The organism is Roseateles sp., from assembly GCF_036486225.1.
GTDB lineage: Bacteria > Pseudomonadota > Gammaproteobacteria > Burkholderiales > Burkholderiaceae_C > Roseateles.
In genome coordinates this window covers 15,157-33,140 of the sequence record NZ_DASVNZ010000181.1, presented here as the reverse complement: position 1 = coordinate 33,140, position 17,984 = coordinate 15,157, and the positions used below count along the sequence as shown (strand labels likewise).

Sequence of the window (17,984 nt, the reverse complement as noted above, 5' to 3'; positions counted from 1 at the left end):
CTGAACTGGAAAACCAGATCTTTCGCGTCTCATTCGCTTGTAAAAGCTGAACGAAAGGCGCGGGATTTGGCAATCGGCGCGCCTGTGGCGAGGGGTCGTCATCACCTTGAAAACTGTCCCGGCTAGGCGGGACACCGGTGACAGTTGCTCACTTATTCGTTCATCGATGGGATGACATCGACTGCGATGCGCTGCACCATGACGGCTCGTTCAACACATCGCTGACGACTGGCAGCGTGTCATCAGGTCGTAACAGCGCTCCCTTTGAGGACGCTTAAATCGACCGGAAGGCGCAGCAGTCTGGGAGGGCATTCCGGGTTTCCACCGATCCCGGCAGCGATGGGAGTACAGTCAACGCATCCACTTTCAGCCGCAAGACCTGCTTCCTCGTGAAGCTGCAATCCCGAGGCCTTTCTCCTCCTCCTCCCTCCCTCCCTCGTTGGCCAGGGGCGTCTTGAGGCTACTTTTATACCCAGGGCTTCCGCATCGCGGAGGCCCTTTGTATTTGTGGGGCGACCTCAGGCGAGCCAGCCCTTGCGACGGAAGTAGATGAAGGGCGCGGTGACCGACGCCACCATCAACCCGATCGCGAAGAAGTAGCCGTACTTCCAGTGCAGCTCGGGCATCGCTTCGAAGTTCATGCCGTAGACGCTGGCGATCAGCGTCGGGGGCAGCAGCGCGACGCTCGCGACCGAGAAGATCTTGATGATCTTGTTCTGGTTGATGTTGATGAAGCCGACCGTGGCGTCCATCAGGAAGTTGATCTTGTCGAACAGGAAGGCCGTGTGCGAATCGAGCGAGTCGATGTCGCGCAGGATCTGCCGGGACTCCTCGAACTGCTCCGCGTTCAGCATGCGGCTGCGCATCATGAAGCTGACCGCCCGACGCGTGTCCATGACGTTGCGGCGGATGCGGCCGTTCAAGTCCTCCTCGCGCGCGATGGCCGCGAGCACCTCGCCGGCCTCGGTGTCGTTGACGTCCTTCTTCAGCACCCGGGCGCTGACCTTCTCGAGGTTGTCGTAGATGCCCTCGAGCACGTCCGCCGAGTACTCCGCGTCCGCGTCGTAGAGCTTGAGCAGCACGTCCTTGGCGTCCTCGATCAGCGCCGGGATGCGACGCGCGCGCAGGCGCAGCAGGCGGAACACCGGCAGGTCCTCGTTGTGGACCGAGAACAGCACGTTGTTGAACAGGATGAAGGCCACGCGCACGTTGCGCGGCGCCTCCATGTCGTCGATCAGGAAGTCGGAGCGGATGTGCAGCTCGCCGTTGTCCTCTTCGTAGAAACGCGCGGACTCCTCCAGGTCTTCGTCGACGATGTCCTCGGGGATCACCAGGCCGAAGCGCTCGCGAATCCAGTCCTTCTCCTCGGGCGTCGGGGACTCCAGGTCGACCCAGACCGGGTCACGGCCGTCGTCCGTGCGCGCGAGCAGTTCGGCGGCAGTCGCGATCTCCTCCTGGACCATGCCTCCCTTGAGGCGGCCGTTGTCCAGCGTGAAAACATTCAGCATGCGGGTCCTTCGTCGGCGGTGACGCGCTCTGGCGAACGCGCAAGCCGGAGTGCGCGTTGACGGATCGCTCGGGATCGTCGCGGCGCAGGAAATGTCGGGGAGCGGGCGGCGCCGGAAAATCGGCACGCGCGGGATGCAGGTCGAAGGTGGCCCGTCTCACTCCGGACAAGCGTCGCGGCGGCGTTGGTGCGGTGACGCTGAACGCTCAGGGGCTGCGGCGGATTGACGCTGGAGTGGATGGCCACCGAGGGTGGTCGCTGTCCAAGGGGAACTCCAGTAATCGGGACACGGAATTATCACATCGCGTCCTCGGAGGCGGCAAGGAAGGACGCTCCGGAGGGTCCGCCGCACAACACCCAGCATTCGAGCACGGACCTTGCCATGCCGCAAGGCGGGAATATTCGCCCCCAAACCTTGCTTTTGATCACTTGCCCGGGCCCCGGATCGGGAGCAGACTGGGCTCGTCTTCTTCTTCGATATCGCCTCAGAACCCGCATGCCATCGGCCCTCGCGGCCTTCCGGGTCCCTCGCGGACCGCACTTCTGCACGCCATCTTCTGACCCCTCCACCCGGTCCCCGAACGCTTCCGGCTCCAGGTCGGCGGCGTGTCCTTCCACCCACATCGATTTCCTCACCCCTCAAGGCATCCCTACCCCCAAGACCCTGAACCGCTCTTTTTCCTGCGGCATCCGCCGCCGACTCGACACCGTTTCCGACCAAGCCCTTGTGAAAGGAGGCTTTATGAACCTGACCATCAGCGGCCACCATCTCGAAGTGACACAGGCTCTGCGTGAGTACGTGCTGAACAAGTTGAGCCGGGTGATCCGGCACTTTGACCAGGTTGTGGACATCAACGTCCTGCTGACCGTGGAGAAGCAGAAGGAGAAGGATCGACGCCAACGCGCGGAAGTCACGTTGCATGTGAAGGGGAGGGAAATCTTCTGCGAGCACTCGCACGAGGACCTCTACGCGGCCATCGATGAGCTGATGGACAAGCTGGATCGGCAGGTCTGCCGCCACAAGGACCGGGTGCAGAACCATCATCACGAGTCGGCCAAGCGCATGGACCTGAGCGCCGGGTGACCGGCACCGGGGCTCCGGCGCGCCACGCGCCGGGTGGAAGCCCCTCCCGGACCTCGGGGATTTCCCGGAGGTCCCTCCGCAAGGCGGCCCCTCGGGCCGCCTTTTTGCCGAGAATTGTTGCAATGCAACACCAGGGACGACGTTTTCACAGCAGCGTCGCATCCGTCACGCCCCCTGTCGGTAGCGGGATTCCTATAATCCTGTCCCTCAACCCTCGAATCTGCGCCCCGCTGGTGCGCAGCGCTGCTCCCCCAGCCCGCCGGTCGTCGTGACCGGCAAATGCCCGATGAACCGTCTCGCCGCCATCCTTCCCGCCAGCAACGTGCTGGTCGATGTGGACGCTTCCAGCAAAAAGCGGGTCTTCGAACACGCGGGGCTGCTCTTCGAGAACAACCATTCGATTTCACGCGCCGCGGTCACGGACAACCTGTTCGCCCGTGAGCGTCTCGGATCCACCGGACTGGGTCACGGCGTCGCGATCCCTCACGGCCGCATCAAGGGCCTGAAGAATCCGCTGGCCGCCGTGCTGCGCGTGCAGCAGCCGATCGGCTTCGACGCACCGGACGACGAGCCGGTCACGCTGCTGATCTTCCTGCTGGTGCCGGAAGCGGCGACGCAGAGACACCTCGAGATCCTCTCCGAGATCGCCGAGATGCTGTCCGATCGCGAACTGCGCGAGCGCCTCAAGACCGAACCCGAGGCCGCCACGGTGCACCGCCTGATCGCCGACTGGGAGCCGCTGAAGTCGGTCGCCTGAGCGACGACGCAGCGTCCCGATCCTCCACCCCCACGACCGCGGCCCACCGAACTTGAAAGCCACCTCCATCAGCGCGGACCGGTTGTTCGAGGAACACCGCGAGGCCTTGCGTTGGGAGTGGATCGCCGGGCACGCGCACCCTGAGCGCCGCTTCGACGAAGCCGCGCTGCGCGACGCGCAATCGGCCGCCGACCTGGTCGGCTACCTGAACTACATCCATCCGTACCGCGTGCAGATCGTGGGCCGGCGCGAGGTGGGCTATCTGAGCCAGGCCTCGGGCGACGTGCTGGACCGCCGCATCGCGCGCATCGTCACGCTGGAACCGCCGGTGATCATCGTCGCCGACGACCAGGTGGCGCCGGACCGGCTGGTCGCCATGTGCGACCGCGCCGAGATCCCGCTGTTCACCACGGCCGAGAGCGCCGGCCATGTCATCGACCTGGTGCGGGCCTACCTCGCGCATGTCTGCGCCAACCGCACGACGCGGCACGGCGTGTTCATGGACATCCTCGGCCTGGGCGTGCTGCTGACCGGCGAGTCCGGCCTCGGCAAGAGCGAACTGGGCCTGGAGCTGATCAGCCGCGGCCACGGCCTGGTGGCGGACGACGCGGTGGACTTCTTCCGCATCGCGCAGACGGCGATCGAAGGCCGCTGCCCCGAACTGCTGATGAACCTGCTGGAAGTCCGCGGCATCGGCCTGCTGGACATCAAGGCGATCTTCGGCGAGACCGCCGTGCGCCGGAAGATGCGGCTCAAGCTGATCGTGCACCTGGTCCGCAAGGAAACGATGGAGCGGGACTTCGAACGCCTGCCCTACGAGCCGCTGTACGAGGATGTGCTCGGCATGCCGGTGCGCAAGGTCGTGATCGCGGTGGATGCGGGCCGCAATCTGGCCGTGCTGGTCGAGGCCGCAGTGCGCAACACCATCCTGCAACTGCGTGGCATCGACACCTACCGCGAGTTCGTCGAGCGCCACCAGCGCGCGATCGAGCAGGGCCTCAACGACACGAACTGAACCTCGGCCCGGATCGCAGGGACATGAGAAAGGGGCTCCACGGAGCCCCTTGTCGTTCCTGCCGTTGCCGCCGGCCGTCGCCGACGTCCAACCCCGCTCAGCGGACCAGCTTGTTCGGACAGTCCTTCTTCACGCAGTTCGCGTACAGCGCGAGCGAGTGCTCCTGCAGCTGGAAGCCGCGATCGAGCGCAATGGCGTGCTGGCGTTCCTCGATCTGCGGATCGTAGAACTCCTCGACGAAGCCGCAGGTCAGGCACACGAGGTGGTCGTGGTGATGGCCCTCGTTCAACTCGAACACGGCCTTGCCGGACTCGAAGTGGTTGCGCGACAGCAGGCCCGCCTGCTCGAACTGCGTGAGGACGCGATAGACCGTCGCGAGACCGATGTCCGCGCGTTCATCGAGCAAAGCTTTGTAAACGTCCTCGGCGGTCATGTGCCGCTGCTGGGTCGTCTGGAAGATCTCGAGGATCTTGATGCGGGGCAAGGTGGCCTTGAGCCCGCTGTTCTTGATTTCGTCTGACCGGTTCATGGGGTTTGCGCCTGCGGAAGAGCGTGGGTGCGAGCCGCTAGAATCCGGCGATCATAGCCTTTGCGCCTCGGCCGAGACGTGCCATGTCATTGAATTCCCGTATCGCCCGCATTGCACGCCCGAACGCCTCCGGCGCCGCCGTGGCAGGTCTGGTTGTTGGTCTCCTGGCGCTGGGCGGTTGCTCGCAGATGCCCAAGTTCGACGCGCTCTCCGTGAGCGGCGAGAAGGTGCTGGGCCTGGTCACGCCGTATCGCGTCGAGATCGTCCAGGGCAACGTCGTCACCAAGGAGCAGGTCGCCGCGGTCAAGCCCGGCATGACGCGCGCCCAGGTGCGCGACGTCCTCGGCTCGCCGCTGCTGGCAGACGTCTTCCATGAGGCGCGCTGGGACTACGTCTTCACGATCCGTCGCCAGGGCGCCGCGCCGCAGAACCGCCACATCCTGCTGACCTTCGACGGCGACCAGCTGTCCAAGATCGACGCGCCGGACGATCTGCCGACCGAGAAGGAATTCATCGCGTCGATCAACACGCTGAAGATCTCCAGCAAGGAACCCAAGCTCGAGCTGACGGAAGAGGAGCGCAAGGCGCTGCCGCCGCCGGTGCGCACGGCCGCGACCACGACGCCGGAGCCCATCGGCCCGACCCGCGACTACCCGCCGCTGGAGCCCCGCCGATGAGCCGACTGCGGATCGCGATCACCGGCGCGTCCGGCCGCATGGGCCGGATGCTGGTGGAGGCGGTGCTGGCGGCGGAGGACCTCGAACTGGCTGCCGCCCTCGATCGCGCCGGCAGCCCGGCGCTGGGTCAGGACGCCGGCGCCTTCCTCGGCCAGACGACCGGCGTTGCCATCACCGACGACCTCCGCGCCGGCCTGTCGAAGGCCGACGTGCTGATCGATTTCACCCGTCCCGAAGGCACGATGACGCACCTCGCGCTGTGCGCCGAGCTGGGCGTGCGGACCGTCATCGGCACCACCGGCTTCAGCCCCGACGAGAAGGCGAAGATCGGCGAATTCGCGCAGCGCGCCGCCGTCATGATGGCGCCCAACATGAGCGTGGGCGTGAACGTCGTGCTCAAGCTGCTGCAGCAGGCGTCGAAGGCGCTGGCGCAGGGCTACGACATCGAGATCGTCGAGGCCCACCACCGCCACAAGGTCGACGCGCCCAGCGGCACCGCGCTGAAGATGGGCGAAGTCGTGGCCGAGGCGCTCGGCCGCGACCTGAAGACCTGCGCGGTCTACGGCCGCGAAGGCGTCACCGGCGAGCGCGATCCGTCAACGATCGGCTTCGCGACCGTGCGGGGCGGCGACGTGATCGGCGACCACACCGTGATGTACCTGGGCATCGGCGAGCGCATCGAGATCAGCCACAAGGCTTCCAGCCGCGCCACCTTCGCGCAGGGCAGCCTGCGCGCCGCGCGCTTCCTGGGTGAGCGCAGGACCGGGCTGTTCGACATGAACGACGTGCTCGGCATCGCCTGAGCCCGCGACCTCTCCTGATCGGCGCCCGACTCACGACGCGATGACCGAACTGATCCATCTCTGGCAAGCGGGCGACGGTGTCGCCCGTTTCGTTTCCCTGCTGCTGCTGGCGATGTCGGTCTGCAGCTGGGTGCTGATCTTCTGGCGCAGCTGGACGCTGGCGCGGGCGCGGACCGATCTCGGCCGCGGCCTGCCGGTCTTCTGGGCGGCGCCCGACGTCGGCCAGGGACGGGATCAGCTCAAGGTGCTGGACCGCGGTGCGCTGATGCTCCCGCTGATCGACGCCGCCATGCAGGACAGCGCGCCGGGCACGCTGGCCGCCTCCGCGCAGAAGACCTCGCAGCTGACGCGCCGCCTGCGCGACGCGCTCCACGTCGTGCTGAACGGTCTGAGCCGGGGTCAGGTCGTGCTGGCGACGATCGGCGCCACCGCCCCCTTCGTCGGCTTGTTCGGTACCGTCTGGGGCATCTACCACGCGCTGATGAGCATCTCCTCGACCGGCAACTTCAGCCTGGACAAGGTCGCCGGTCCGGTCGGCGAGTCGCTGATCATGACCGCCGCCGGCCTGGCCGTGGCGATCCCGGCGGTGCTGGCCTACAACCTGTTCGGCAAGTGGGTCGCCGCCTGCGAGGCCGAACTCGAAGGCTTCGCGCACGATCTGCGCGAGCTGGCCGGCGGCGCCTGAGCGTCCCGCCCGTCCGGACGCATCCGCCATGAGTTTCGGCCGCCTCGAACGCCGCGAAGCGCCTAAGCCAATGGGCGAGATCAACATGACGCCGCTGATCGACGTCATGCTGGTGCTGCTGGTGATCTTCATCATCGCGGCGCCGCTGATGGGCAGCGCGCTCAAGCTGGACCTTCCCAAGAGCGACGCCGCGTCGCCCACACCCGGCGCGAGCTTCATCGCGCTGTCGATCACGCCCGAGGGCGAGTACGTGCTGGGCGACGACAAGCTCGATGCCAAGGCCATGCGCGAGCGCCTGGCGCAACTGGCCCAGCGCCAGCCCGATGCCGAACTGCGCCTGAGCGCCGACCAGTCCGTGCCCTACGGCAAGGTCGCGCAGTTGATCGGCTGGGCGCAGAAGGCGGGGCTGAACCGGATCGCGTTCGTCGCCGAGAACGGCGAGCCGGCCGACGACGCCGAGCCTGCCAAAGGCGCTGCGCCTCCCCCGAAGCGCTGATCGTTCACCCCCGCAAGGCGGCCCTCCCACAGAGGATGGGGCGGCCGCGCGCGGCCTCCTACAATCGACGGCTACGTTGCCCGAGCCACCATGAACGAGAAATACGCCCCCTCCGAGGTCGAACAGGCCGCCCGCGATCACTGGAACGCCCGCGACGCCTACCGCGTCGTCGAGGACGCGTCCAAGCCGAAGTTCTACGCCTGCTCCATGCTGCCCTACCCGAGCGGCAAGCTGCACATGGGCCACGTCCGCAACTACACGATCAACGACATGTTGACGCGTCAGCTACGCATGAAGGGCTACAACGTGCTGATGCCGATGGGCTGGGTCGCCTTCGGCCTGCCCGCGGAGAACGCGGCGATGAAGAACAAGGTGCCGCCGGCCGCGTGGACCTACGACAACATCGCCTACATGAAGTCGCAGATGCAGGCGATGGGCCTGGCGATCGACTGGTCGCGCGAGATCGCCACCTGCAAGCCGGACTACTACCGCTGGAACCAGTGGCTGTTCCTGAAGATGCTGGAGGCCGGCATCGCCGAGCGCCGCACGCAAGTCGTGAACTGGGACCCGATCGACCAGACCGTGCTGGCCAACGAGCAGGTCATCGATGGCAAGGGCTGGCGCTCGGGCGCGACGATCGAGAAGCGCGAGATCCCCGGCTACTACCTGAAGATCACCGACTACGCCGAGGAGCTGCTGGCCGCGGTGGCCGATCCTTCGGACAAGAACTACCTGTCGGGCTGGCCCGAGCGCGTGCGCCTGATGCAGGAGAACTGGATCGGCAAGAGCGAGGGCGTGCGCTTCGCCTTCCCGCACGCGATCGCCGGAGAAGACGGCCAGCCCATCCAGGGCGGCCTGCTGTACGTCTTCACGACGCGCGCCGACACCATCATGGGCGTGACCTTCTGCGCCGTCGCACCGGAGCATCCGCTGGCCGCGCACGCCGCGAAGAGCAACCCCGCGCTGGCCGCGTTCATCGAGGAATGCCAGCAGGGCGGCACGACCGAGGCCGAACTGGCCACGCAGGACAAGAAGGGCCTGGCGACCGGCCTCTTCGTGACGCACCCGCTGACCGGCGAGCAGGTCGAGGTCTGGGTCGGCAACTACGTGCTGATGAGCTACGGCGACGGCGCCGTGATGGGCGTGCCCGCGCATGACGAACGCGACTTCGCCTTCGCGAAGAAGTACGGCATCCCGATCAAGCAGGTCGTGGCGGTGGGCGACGAGGCCTACTCGACCGACGCCTGGGCCGAGTGGTACGGCGACAAGCAGCGCGGCCTGTGCATCAACTCCGGCGCGCTGGACGGCCTGACGCACAAGCAGGCGGTGGACAAGGTGGCCGAGCTGGTCGGCACCAAGGGCCTGGGCGAGAAGAAGACCACCTGGCGCCTGCGCGACTGGGGCGTCAGCCGCCAGCGCTACTGGGGCACCCCGATCCCGATCATCCATTGCGACACCTGCGGCGCGGTGCCCGTCCCCGAGAAGGATCTGCCCGTCGTGCTGCCCGAGGACTGCATCCCCGACGGCAGCGGCAACCCGCTGAACAAGCGCGCGGACTTCCTGGACTGCAGCTGCCCGAAGTGCGGCGCCGCGGCCAAGCGCGAGACGGACACGATGGACACCTTCGTGGACAGCTCGTGGTACTTCATGCGTTATTGCGACGCGACCAATCCGGACCAGATGGTCGCGAACGGCACCGACTACTGGATGCCGATGGACCAGTACATCGGCGGCATCGAGCACGCGATCCTGCACCTGCTGTACGCGCGTTTCTGGACCAAGGTGATGCGCGACCTGAAGCTGATCACCTTCAGCGAGCCCTTCACCAACCTGCTGACGCAGGGCATGGTGCTGAAGGGCGCGTTCTCCCGCAAGCCGGAAGACGCCGGCAAGAACTACTACTGGGAACACGAGGTCGACGTCATCCGCAACGAGCACGGCCAGCCGACCGGCGGCACGCTGAAGGCCGACGGCCTGCCGCTCGAGTACGAGATGACGACGATGTCGAAGTCGAAGAACAACGGCGTCGACCCGCAGGCCCTGATCGACGAATACGGTGCCGACACGGCCCGCCTGTTCGTGATGTTCGCGTCGCCGCCGGAACAGACGCTCGAGTGGAACGACGCCGGCGTCGAAGGCGCGCACCGCTTCCTGAAGCGCGTGTGGGGCTTCGGCACCAAACACGCCGACGCGATCAAGACCGGCGGCGCCGATTTCGCCGCGCTGAGCGACGACGGCAAGGCGCTGCGCCGAGAAGTCCATCTGGTGCTGAAGCAGGTCTCGTACGACTACGAGCGCATGCAGTACAACACCGTGGTCTCGGGCGCGATGAAGCTGCTGAACGCGCTGGAAGGCTTCAAGGCTGAAGGCCAGTCGGCCGCGGTGCGCGAAGGCTTCTCGGTGCTGCTGCGCGTGATCTACCCGGCCTGCCCGCACATCGCGCACGCGCTGTGGACGGAACTCGGCTTCGCCGCCGAACTGGGCGAGCTGCTGGACGCCGCCTGGCCGCAGGTCGACGAATCGGCCCTTGTCCAGGACCAGATCGAGCTGATGCTGCAGGTCAACGGCAAGCTGCGTGGTGCGATCAAGGTGGCGGCCTCGGCCGACAAGGCCACGATCGAGGCGATCGCGCTGGCCAGCCCGGACTTCGAGAAGTTCGCCGAAGGCAAGGCACCGAAGAAGGTCGTCATCGTGCCGGGTCGTCTCGTCAACGTGGTGGTATGAACATGAAGCGCCGTGATCTGCTGTCGTTCGCTTCCCTGGGTGCAGTCGGTGCCACCGGCCTGCTGTCGGCCTGCGGCTTCGAGTTGCGCAAGGAACCCGTCTATCACTTCAAGACGCTGGCGCTGACCGGTTTCATCCCGCACTCGCCGTTGGCGCAAGAGCTCCGCCGCCAGGTGCAGCGCAGCACGATGCGCCTGGTCGAGGACCCGAACCGCGCGGACGTCATCATCGAGGCCGAGCGCGAAGTCCGCGACAAGACCTCGGTGGCGACGACCGCGGCCGGCCAGATCACGGAATGGCAGTTGCGGCTGTCGTTGGACTACTCGCTGCGCTCCGCGGGCGGGGACATCCTGCTGCCGCGCACGGAGCTGCGCCTGACGCGCGACATGAACTACAGCGAAAGCGCGGCGCTGGCCAAGGAGCAGGAAGAAGCGGCGCTGCAGAAGGCCATGCAGGTGGAGGCCGTCGGCCTGCTGCTGCGCCGCCTGGCGGCGGTGCACCTGCCCAACTGAACCCGGACGGACCGCGCGCATGCAGATCAAGGGCGAAGCGCTCGCCGGCCATCTGGCGAAGGGGCTCAAGCCGGTGTACGTCGTTCACGGCGACGAGCCCCTGCTCGCCCAGGAAGCCGCCGATGTCCTGCGCGCCGAAGCGCGCAAGCAGGGTTACAGCGAGCGCCAGGTCTTCATCGTCAGCGGTGCGCACTTCGACTGGGCGTCGGTGATCGCGGCGTCGCAGGCGATGAGCCTGTTCGCCGACAAGCAGTTGATCGAGATCCGCATCCCTGGCGGCAAGCCTGGCAAGGACGGCTCGGACGCGCTGCAGCGCTACGTCGACGGCCTGCCGCCGGACGTGCTGACGCTGGTGACGCTGCCCCGCCTGGACAAGACCCAGATGAGCAGCGCCTGGTTCACGGCGCTGGACAGCGCCGGCGTGTCGGTGAAGGTCGACCCGGTCGAGCGTCGCGAGCTACCGGCCTGGATCGCCCGACGGCTGCAGCAGCAGGGGCAGCCAGTCGCAGCTGGGCCGGACGGCCAGCGGGCGCTGGAGTTCTTCGCCGACCGCGTCGAAGGCAACCTGCTCGCCGCACACCAGGAGCTGCAGAAGCTCGCGCTGCTGCATCCGAAGGGCGAGCTCAGCCTGCAGCACATCGAGGCCGCCGTGCTGGACGTGGCGCGCTTCGACGTCTTCAAGCTCAGCGAGGCCTTGCTGAGCGGCAAGGTCGGCCGCGTGCTGCGCATGCTCGACGGCCTGAAGGCCGAGGGCGAAGTGGCGGTGCTGGTGCACTGGACGATGGCCGAGGACATCCGCGGCCTGAAGCGCGTCCATGACGCGGTGGCTGCGGGCAAGCCGCTGCCGATGGCCTTGCGGGAGTCCCGCATCTGGGGACCCAAGGAGCGCCTCTTCGAACGCATCGTGCCGCAGTTGCACGGCGCGGCGCTGACGCGGCTGGTCGTCGCCGCACAGATCTGCGACGGGATCGTCAAGGGCTTGCGCCATCCGGAATGGCCCACCGATCCCTGGGAAGCCCTCGGACGATTGGCCCTCCTCCTGGAGCAAGCCCTGCGCCCGCCGGCGCAGAAAACCCGCTATGGTTGACGCTTGTCGTCCCTCTGGCGTCGCTGATGAGCTACTCCCGTTCCGCCCCCTTCCTGATTGCCGCCGCGACTTTGGCGGGGGCGCTGATGAGCGCCCCGGCAGCCCGCGCGGCGGACTGGACGATCCAGGTCCGTGACGCCGGCGGCGCACCGGTGCCGAATGCGGCCGTGGCCGTCGAACTGAAAGGGCAGCCGGCCAGGCCGGCAGCAGGCGCCACCGCCGAGATGTCGCAGCGCGACCGCCAGTTCCAGCCCCAACTGCTGGTGGTGCAGACCGGCACCGCGGTGAACTTCCCCGATTTCGACACCGTACGGCATCACGTCTACTCGTTCTCGGCGACGAAGAAGTTCGAGCTCAAGCTGTACTCCGGCACGCCGTCGGAACCGGTGGTCTTCGACAAGCCGGGCGTGGCCCAGCTCGGCTGCAACATCCACGACCGGATGAGCGCGCACATCGTCGTGGTCGACACGCCGGTGTTCGGGATCACGGACGCCAAAGGCGAGGTCAAGCTGAACCTCCCGCCCGGCGATCATCGCCTGCGCCTGTGGGCGTCGCGCCTGGGCAATGCCGCGCCGACCGCGCAACCGCTGGCAGTGGGCGCGGGCGCGTCGGGCGTGTTGAAGGTCGAGCTGAAGGACTGACGCCGCGATGCGCTGGCCGGACTTCCTCAACCTGCGGCGGCTGGAAGGGCGCATCGTCGCGTTGTTCCTGGCGCTGCTGCTGGTCGTCCAGCTGCTCAACCTCGCGCTGATCGACCAGGGCATCGGACGCAACGCCCGCGCGCAGGTGACCGAGGAACTCGAGGCCGGCGAGCGCATCCTGGTCCAGCTCATCGACGAAGACAACCAGCAGCGCGGCCTGGTGGCCGACCTGCTGCAATCGGATTACGGTCTGCGCCAGCTGGTATCCGCCGGCATCCAGGGCGAGGAACTCCGCGCGATGCTGCAGGACGTCTTCACCAACCTGAGCGAACGCGGCGATGCCGCGTTCATCGGGTATGCCGACGACGCCTTCAAGCTGGTGACGGCAACCGACGCGATCGCGGCGAAGGTGACGCCGCTGCTGCGCGGCGTGACCCGCGAGCAGCAGGGCCGCACGCAGAGCCAGTTGCTGCTGCTGGACGGCAAGGCCTACCAGGTCGTGGTCGCGCGGATGCGCGCAGCGGGGCTGGGCGGCTGGATCTTCACCGGCTTCGAGATGAAGAGCGACCAGTTGCAGGAGCTCAAGCGCATCGTGCGCATCCAGGGCGTGCTGCTGGCGCAGTCGGCGACGGGGCAGTGGCAGGTCCTCGCGTCGGTGCTCGATCCCGCGGCGACGGCGCGCGCGGTCCAGGCGCTGCCCACGCTGGGCGCCTCCGATCGTGAGGTGCGCACCTTCCACATCCCGCTGGATGACGAGCTGTTCCAGGCCCGCCTGCAACCGCTGGCGCACGGCGGCGATACCGACAAGTCGGTGGCCGTGCTGCTGTTGCGCTCGGTGGACGAGGCGCTCGCGCCGTACCGGCGCCTGCAATGGATGCTCCTCGGACTGAGCGGCGTCGGCGTGCTGCTGTTCGCCGTCGGCGCCGTGCTGACGGCACGGCGCATCAGCGGACCGGTGAAAGCCTTGGCGAGCGCGGCGCACCGGCTCGGCCAGGGCGACTATGCGCAGCCTGTCCAACGGCCTTCGCGCGACGAGATCGGCGATCTGGCCGAGGCCTTCGAGGCGATGCGCCAGGGCATCCGGGCGCGTGAGGAAGAGGTGAACCGCCTCGCATTCTGGGATCCGCTGACGGACCTGCCGAACCGGGAACAGTTCCACCAGGCGCTCGCCAGACGGATGGCGGAGAGCGACGCGCGTTTCTCCTTGCTGATGCTGAACCTGGATCGCGTCAAGCATGTCAACGACGTGCTTGGGCGCCCTTTCGGCGACCGGCTGCTGCGCGCGGTGGCGGACCGGCTGCAGCACCTGCTGACGGGCGAGGTGAGCCTGATCGCGCGCGTGGGTGGCGACGAGTTCCTGCTGATGATCGACGGTGCCGGTGCGACGCGGGCCGAAGCGATCTGCAAGCGCATCCAGCGCGACTTCGAACGGGCGCTGAGCATCGACGATCAGACCGTGGACCTCTCGGCGGGGATGGGCGTGGCGCTGTACCCGCAGCATGGGCGCGACCCGATGCTCCTGCTGGCGCGCGCGGAGCTCGCGATGCATGCCGCCAAGCGGGGCCAGAGCGGCTGCGAGGTCTACGCGCCGAGCATGGACGCGGCGAGCCAGGAATCGTTGTCGCTGCTGAGCGAGTTGCGGCATGCGATCGACGCCGGCGAACTGCGCCTGTTCCTGCAGCCGAAGGTGGACCTGCACGGCCAGAAGATCTCGGGCGCGGAGGCGCTGGTGCGCTGGCAGCATCCGACGCGCGGGTTGGTGCCGCCGATGGAGTTCATCCCCTTCGCGGAGCAGACGGGATTCATCCGCCAGATCACCGCGTGGGTGCTGCATGCGTCGGCGCAGGCCTGGATGGGCTTGCAGCGGGACGGACTGGCGCTGCCGATCAGCGTGAACCTGTCGACGCGGGACCTGATGGACCAGGACCTGCCGATCAAGGTGGCGGACCTGGTGGCAGGCGTGCCGCCGCCGGCGCTGTGCCTGGAGATCACCGAGTCCGCGATCATGGACGACCCGCAGCGCGCGCTGCAGACGCTGGAGCAGTTGCATGCGCTCGGGTTCAAGCTGTCGATCGACGACTTCGGCACCGGTTATTCATCGCTCGCCTACCTGAAGCAGCTGTCGGTGGACGAACTGAAGATCGACCGCAGCTTCGTGATGAACATGGAGCGCGACATCGACGATGCCAAGATCGTGCGCTCGACGATCGAGCTCGCACACAACCTGGGGCTGACGGTGGTCGCCGAAGGGCTGGAGACCGCCAAGCAATGGACGCTGCTGCAGACGCTGGGCTGCGACCAGGGGCAGGGCTACTTCCTGTCGCGGCCGATGCCGGCGGAGAAGTTCGCGGACTGGCTGCGCGGTTGGCAGCCGCCCGACCTCGACGACGCGCAAGCGAACACGATCCTGGCCGGGCTGTGAGGGACAGGTCTTGCCCGGCATGAACGCTGAGCCAGCAGCGACCTACTGACTCGTGCGAGTAGATCCCTCGAGCTTGCTCCCGCTGATTGGGGATGCGATCTCCCCCTCTGAAGCGATTTCCTTTTGCAGGACCTACCGAGATGATTCACACAGATCTGGGACCCGAACTGGAGGCCATCGTGCTGAATCTGATCGAGAGCGGAAAGTATTCGTCGCGCACGCAGGTGCTGCGGGACAGCGTGGAGCTGCAGGCTTGGCGCGAGGCGAGGTTGAAGGCGTTCGAGGACTCCTTCGCCGAAGGTGTTGCCGAGGAGGCCATCAGTGAGGGCGAAAGCGTCGAAGACGTTTTCCTGCCGTTGATCGCCAAGTACCAGGCGCTGGCGGACTCGAAGAAATGATCGTCCGCCTTCTTCGGAAGGCGCGGGCAGATCTGGACTCCATTGGCGAATACATCGCGCGGGACAACCCTTCGCGGGCCCCGTCGTTCCTGGCCGAACTGATGGCCAAGGTCAACGGGTTGTCGACCATGGCTGAGTCATTTCCGTCCGCCCGCCTTCGCCCCTACCCTCACATCCGGCGCCGCAGTCATGGGCGATACGGCATCTTCTATTCCGTGAACGTCATGGCGCAGCGTGTCATGGTTCATCGCATCCTTCATTCATCTCAAGACCTCGCGAGGGCCTTCAATGCTTGAAAGCAAACCAGACTCAGCACATCGCATGGATGAGATCGAATCAACCGAGAGTCGACGCGCCAACCGCATTGCTTGAATGAAGGCATTTGAAGAATCCATCTCTCGCGGCAAGGCTGCGGCCGCGGCAGGGAAAGGCAAAGCCGCGGACGAAGTCTTCGACCGACTGATCGCCGAATACCAAGCGATGGCGGACGCGAAAGAGGGATCGCGTTCCTAACCTTGACTACTCAAGAGTCTCGGTCTTCGAGCGCATCACACAGGGCTTCCAGCCCGGCGCGAACGGTTTGCGCGCGCACCGCATGCCGGTCGCCGGTGAAGTGCTCCTTCCACACCCGCACGCGCTGCCGGCCGTGCATCAGCGCGAGCCACACCGTCCCGACCGGCTTGTTCTCGGTGCCGCCGCCCGGCCCGGCCACGCCGGTCACGGCGATCGCCCAGTCGATGGGTGCGTGCGCCACCAGGCCGCGCGCCATCTGTTCGGCCACTTCGCCGCTCACCGCGCCATGCAGCGTGATCAGCGCCGCCGGCACGCCGAGCAGCTCCGTCTTCGCCTGGTTGGTGTAGCTCACCACGCCGCGCTCGAACCACTGGCTCGAACCCGCCAGGCTCGTGCACGCCGCCGCGATCAGGCCGCCGGTGCAGGACTCCGCGGTGCCCATGCGCTCCTTGCGCTGGATCAGCGCCAGGGCGATGCGTTCGATCAGTTCGGATTCGTCGGGAAACAGCATGGGGATCTCCTCGTCGATGGATCTGGATGATCTGGCATCCGTGGATGACAGCGCCCGGCCGTCAGTGCAACAAGGCCCTCGCGCCGGCCAACACCACAAGCGTACATGCAGCCGCCACCAGATCGTCGAACAGGATGCCGAAGCCTTGCCACACCGTCACTGGCTGGCCGGGCTCGATCTTGAACAGCGCATCGGCCCAGCGCACTGGACCCGGCTTGGCCGCGTCGAAGAAGCGGAACACGCCGAACGCCGCCAGTTGCCACCAGAACCCCGCCGGCATGATCAACCACAGCACGAGCCAGATCGCGACGATCTCGTCCCACACGACCGAACCGGGATCGCAGGTCTTGAGATGCCTCGCCGTCACCGTCGAAGCCCACCAGCCGATCGGGATGCTCGCGGCGATCACCACGCCCCACATCACCGGCGTCAGCCACAGGTTCAGGATCGCGAACGCGGCCCAGCCCCACAGCGTGCCCACCGTTCCCGGCGCCTTCGGCGCCAGCCCGCTGCCGAACCCCATCGCGATCCAATGCGCGGGGTGCCTGGCCATGAAACCGAAAGTCGGACGCACCGCGCTCATGATTTGAAGTGGTCGAAGCTCTGCAGGCGATCCTGCAGCGGACGCCCCGCGCCGTCGACGACGCGCAGGCCGGGTTCTTCATCGATGCGCCCGACGCGGTACACCGGCGTGCCGGACACGCGACCTGCCTCGAGCACAAGCTCACGCGCGTCGGCGGGCGCGGTGAAGACGAGTTCGTAATCGTCGCCGCCGCTCAGCAGGCACAGCTGCTGGATGTCTTCCGGCATCGCGCCGAGCACGCCCGACCGCGGCAGATCCGCCAGTCGCAAGGTCGCGCCGACGTTGGAACGCTTCAGCACATGGCCGATGTCGCCGGCCAGACCGTCGGACACATCCGCCGCGCTCGTCGCGATCCCGCGCAGCGCGCGTCCGAGCGCCACGCGCGGTTCGGGCATTTCCATCCGCAGACGGGCTTCGTCGAACTGCGACGCGCTCAGCGACAGCGTGCCGCGGAACACCTCCAGCGCCAGCCGCGCATCGCCCAGCGTGCCGCTGACCCAGACGTCGTCACCCGACTTCGCGCCCGAGCGCAACAGCGCCTGGCCTGCTGGCACTTCGCCCATCGCGGTGATGTTGATGTTGAGCGGCCCCGCCGTCGTATCACCGCCGGCAAGCACGATGCGATGCGCATCGGCGAGTTCGAACAGCCCTTGCGCGAAACCCGCCAGGAAAGCCTCGTCGACGCGCGGCAGCGCCAGCGACAGGAAGAAGGCCTTGGGGGTCGCACCGCAGGCCGCGAGGTCGCTGAGGTTCACTGCCAGCGCCTTGTGGCCGAGCCGCCGCGGCGACACCGTCGACAGGAAATGCCGGCCCTCGACCAGCATGTCCGCCGTCACCAGCCACTGATGGCCCGCCGACGGCGTCAGCACCGCGCAGTCGTCGCCAATGCCCAGCGTGACCGCGCCGCCTTCGGTCCGGCCGGCGCGCCCGGCGCGGCCGAAGAAACGGTCGATCAGATCGAACTCGCCCAGCGGCCGGCCGTCCCGTCGCTCGCCCTCGCCAGACGTACTGGCAGACGTAACGGCACACATACCGGCAGA

General features: G+C 67.1%; 20 protein-coding genes. 15 read left to right on the top strand and 5 right to left on the bottom strand.

Features of this window, described 5'->3' with window-relative positions:
- Positions 1 to 518: 518 nt before the first annotated feature.
- A complete protein-coding gene (corA, locus tag VF536_RS12870) occupies positions 519 to 1,508 on the bottom strand; it encodes a magnesium/cobalt transporter CorA (protein ID WP_331615245.1) in 990 nt (329 codons plus the stop codon).
- Positions 1,509 to 2,249: 741 nt separating this feature from the next.
- Here corA and hpf point away from each other — a divergent pair.
- The 3 genes from hpf to hprK all read left to right on the top strand — a co-directional run bounded on the left by hpf (position 2,250) and on the right by hprK (position 4,363).
- Entirely contained in the window at positions 2,250 to 2,591 is a 342-nt protein-coding gene (gene hpf, locus VF536_RS12865) for a ribosome hibernation-promoting factor, HPF/YfiA family (protein WP_067281141.1), read from the top strand.
- Positions 2,592 to 2,877: 286 nt separating this feature from the next.
- On the top strand, positions 2,878 to 3,348 hold the full coding sequence (ptsN, locus tag VF536_RS12860; RefSeq protein WP_067281138.1) for a PTS IIA-like nitrogen regulatory protein PtsN: 471 nt from the start codon (positions 2,878 to 2,880) through the stop codon (positions 3,346 to 3,348).
- A 52-nt stretch (positions 3,349 to 3,400) separates the two neighbouring features.
- Positions 3,401 to 4,363, top strand: a complete 963-nt coding sequence (gene hprK, locus VF536_RS12855; RefSeq protein ID WP_297523899.1) for an HPr(Ser) kinase/phosphatase — start codon at positions 3,401 to 3,403, stop codon at positions 4,361 to 4,363.
- Between the two features lie 97 nt (positions 4,364 to 4,460).
- Here the strand turns inward: hprK and fur are convergent, their stop codons facing one another.
- The gene (gene fur / locus VF536_RS12850) at positions 4,461 to 4,892 is read right to left on the bottom strand and encodes a ferric iron uptake transcriptional regulator (RefSeq protein ID WP_331615243.1); all 432 of its coding nucleotides are present in this window, start codon (positions 4,890 to 4,892) and stop codon (positions 4,461 to 4,463) included.
- A gap of 83 nt (positions 4,893 to 4,975) precedes the next feature.
- On the opposite strand from fur, the gene VF536_RS12845 reads away from it, so the two are divergent.
- The 12 genes from VF536_RS12845 to VF536_RS12790 all read left to right on the top strand — a co-directional run bounded on the left by VF536_RS12845 (position 4,976) and on the right by VF536_RS12790 (position 15,850).
- On the top strand, positions 4,976 to 5,569 hold the full coding sequence (locus tag VF536_RS12845) for an outer membrane protein assembly factor BamE (protein ID WP_331615242.1): 594 nt from the start codon (positions 4,976 to 4,978) through the stop codon (positions 5,567 to 5,569).
- On the top strand, positions 5,566 to 6,372 hold the full coding sequence (gene dapB / locus VF536_RS12840) for a 4-hydroxy-tetrahydrodipicolinate reductase (protein WP_331615240.1): 807 nt from the start codon (positions 5,566 to 5,568) through the stop codon (positions 6,370 to 6,372). The genes VF536_RS12845 and dapB overlap by 4 nt, the downstream gene beginning before the upstream one ends.
- 40 nt (positions 6,373 to 6,412) lie before the next feature.
- Complete coding sequence (locus VF536_RS12835; protein WP_331615239.1) at positions 6,413 to 7,057, top strand: MotA/TolQ/ExbB proton channel family protein; 645 nt, start codon at positions 6,413 to 6,415, stop codon at positions 7,055 to 7,057.
- Between the two features lie 28 nt (positions 7,058 to 7,085).
- On the top strand, positions 7,086 to 7,553 hold the full coding sequence (locus VF536_RS12830) for a biopolymer transporter ExbD (protein WP_331615238.1): 468 nt from the start codon (positions 7,086 to 7,088) through the stop codon (positions 7,551 to 7,553).
- A gap of 90 nt (positions 7,554 to 7,643) precedes the next feature.
- Positions 7,644 to 10,277: a leucine--tRNA ligase gene (leuS, locus tag VF536_RS12825; RefSeq protein WP_331615237.1), complete on the top strand. Its 2,634-nt coding sequence runs from the start codon at positions 7,644 to 7,646 to the stop codon at positions 10,275 to 10,277.
- Positions 10,278 to 10,279: 2 nt separating this feature from the next.
- The gene (lptE, locus tag VF536_RS12820; RefSeq protein ID WP_331615236.1) at positions 10,280 to 10,789 is read left to right on the top strand and encodes an LPS assembly lipoprotein LptE; all 510 of its coding nucleotides are present in this window, start codon (positions 10,280 to 10,282) and stop codon (positions 10,787 to 10,789) included.
- A gap of 19 nt (positions 10,790 to 10,808) precedes the next feature.
- Positions 10,809 to 11,876, top strand: coding sequence for a DNA polymerase III subunit delta (gene holA, locus VF536_RS12815; protein WP_331615235.1), 1,068 nt, complete (start codon positions 10,809 to 10,811; stop codon positions 11,874 to 11,876).
- A 26-nt stretch (positions 11,877 to 11,902) separates the two neighbouring features.
- Positions 11,903 to 12,517, top strand: coding sequence for a methylamine utilization protein (locus VF536_RS12810; RefSeq protein ID WP_331615234.1), 615 nt, complete (start codon positions 11,903 to 11,905; stop codon positions 12,515 to 12,517).
- A 7-nt stretch (positions 12,518 to 12,524) separates the two neighbouring features.
- Complete coding sequence (locus tag VF536_RS12805) at positions 12,525 to 14,939, top strand: putative bifunctional diguanylate cyclase/phosphodiesterase (RefSeq protein WP_331615233.1); 2,415 nt, start codon at positions 12,525 to 12,527, stop codon at positions 14,937 to 14,939.
- A 179-nt stretch (positions 14,940 to 15,118) separates the two neighbouring features.
- Positions 15,119 to 15,337: a type II toxin-antitoxin system ParD family antitoxin gene (locus VF536_RS12800; protein WP_331615232.1), complete on the top strand. Its 219-nt coding sequence runs from the start codon at positions 15,119 to 15,121 to the stop codon at positions 15,335 to 15,337.
- On the top strand, positions 15,334 to 15,633 hold the full coding sequence (locus tag VF536_RS12795; RefSeq protein ID WP_088407567.1) for a type II toxin-antitoxin system RelE/ParE family toxin: 300 nt from the start codon (positions 15,334 to 15,336) through the stop codon (positions 15,631 to 15,633). The genes VF536_RS12800 and VF536_RS12795 overlap by 4 nt, the downstream gene beginning before the upstream one ends.
- Positions 15,634 to 15,709: 76 nt before the next feature.
- Positions 15,710 to 15,850 carry a hypothetical protein gene (locus VF536_RS12790; RefSeq protein ID WP_331615231.1) on the top strand — a complete coding sequence of 47 codons (141 nt, stop codon included), beginning with the start codon at positions 15,710 to 15,712 and terminating at the stop codon, positions 15,848 to 15,850.
- Positions 15,851 to 15,860: 10 nt separating this feature from the next.
- Here the strand turns inward: VF536_RS12790 and VF536_RS12785 are convergent, their stop codons facing one another.
- The 3 genes from VF536_RS12785 to thiL form a co-directional block, all read right to left on the bottom strand.
- Entirely contained in the window at positions 15,861 to 16,361 is a 501-nt protein-coding gene (locus tag VF536_RS12785) for a CinA family protein (protein ID WP_067281115.1), read from the bottom strand.
- Positions 16,362 to 16,422: 61 nt separating this feature from the next.
- The gene (locus VF536_RS12780) at positions 16,423 to 16,944 is read right to left on the bottom strand and encodes a phosphatidylglycerophosphatase A (protein WP_331615230.1); all 522 of its coding nucleotides are present in this window, start codon (positions 16,942 to 16,944) and stop codon (positions 16,423 to 16,425) included.
- Complete coding sequence (gene thiL / locus VF536_RS12775) at positions 16,941 to 17,915, bottom strand: thiamine-phosphate kinase (RefSeq protein ID WP_331615266.1); 975 nt, start codon at positions 17,913 to 17,915, stop codon at positions 16,941 to 16,943. The genes VF536_RS12780 and thiL overlap by 4 nt, the downstream gene beginning before the upstream one ends.
- Positions 17,916 to 17,984 lie beyond the last annotated feature (69 nt).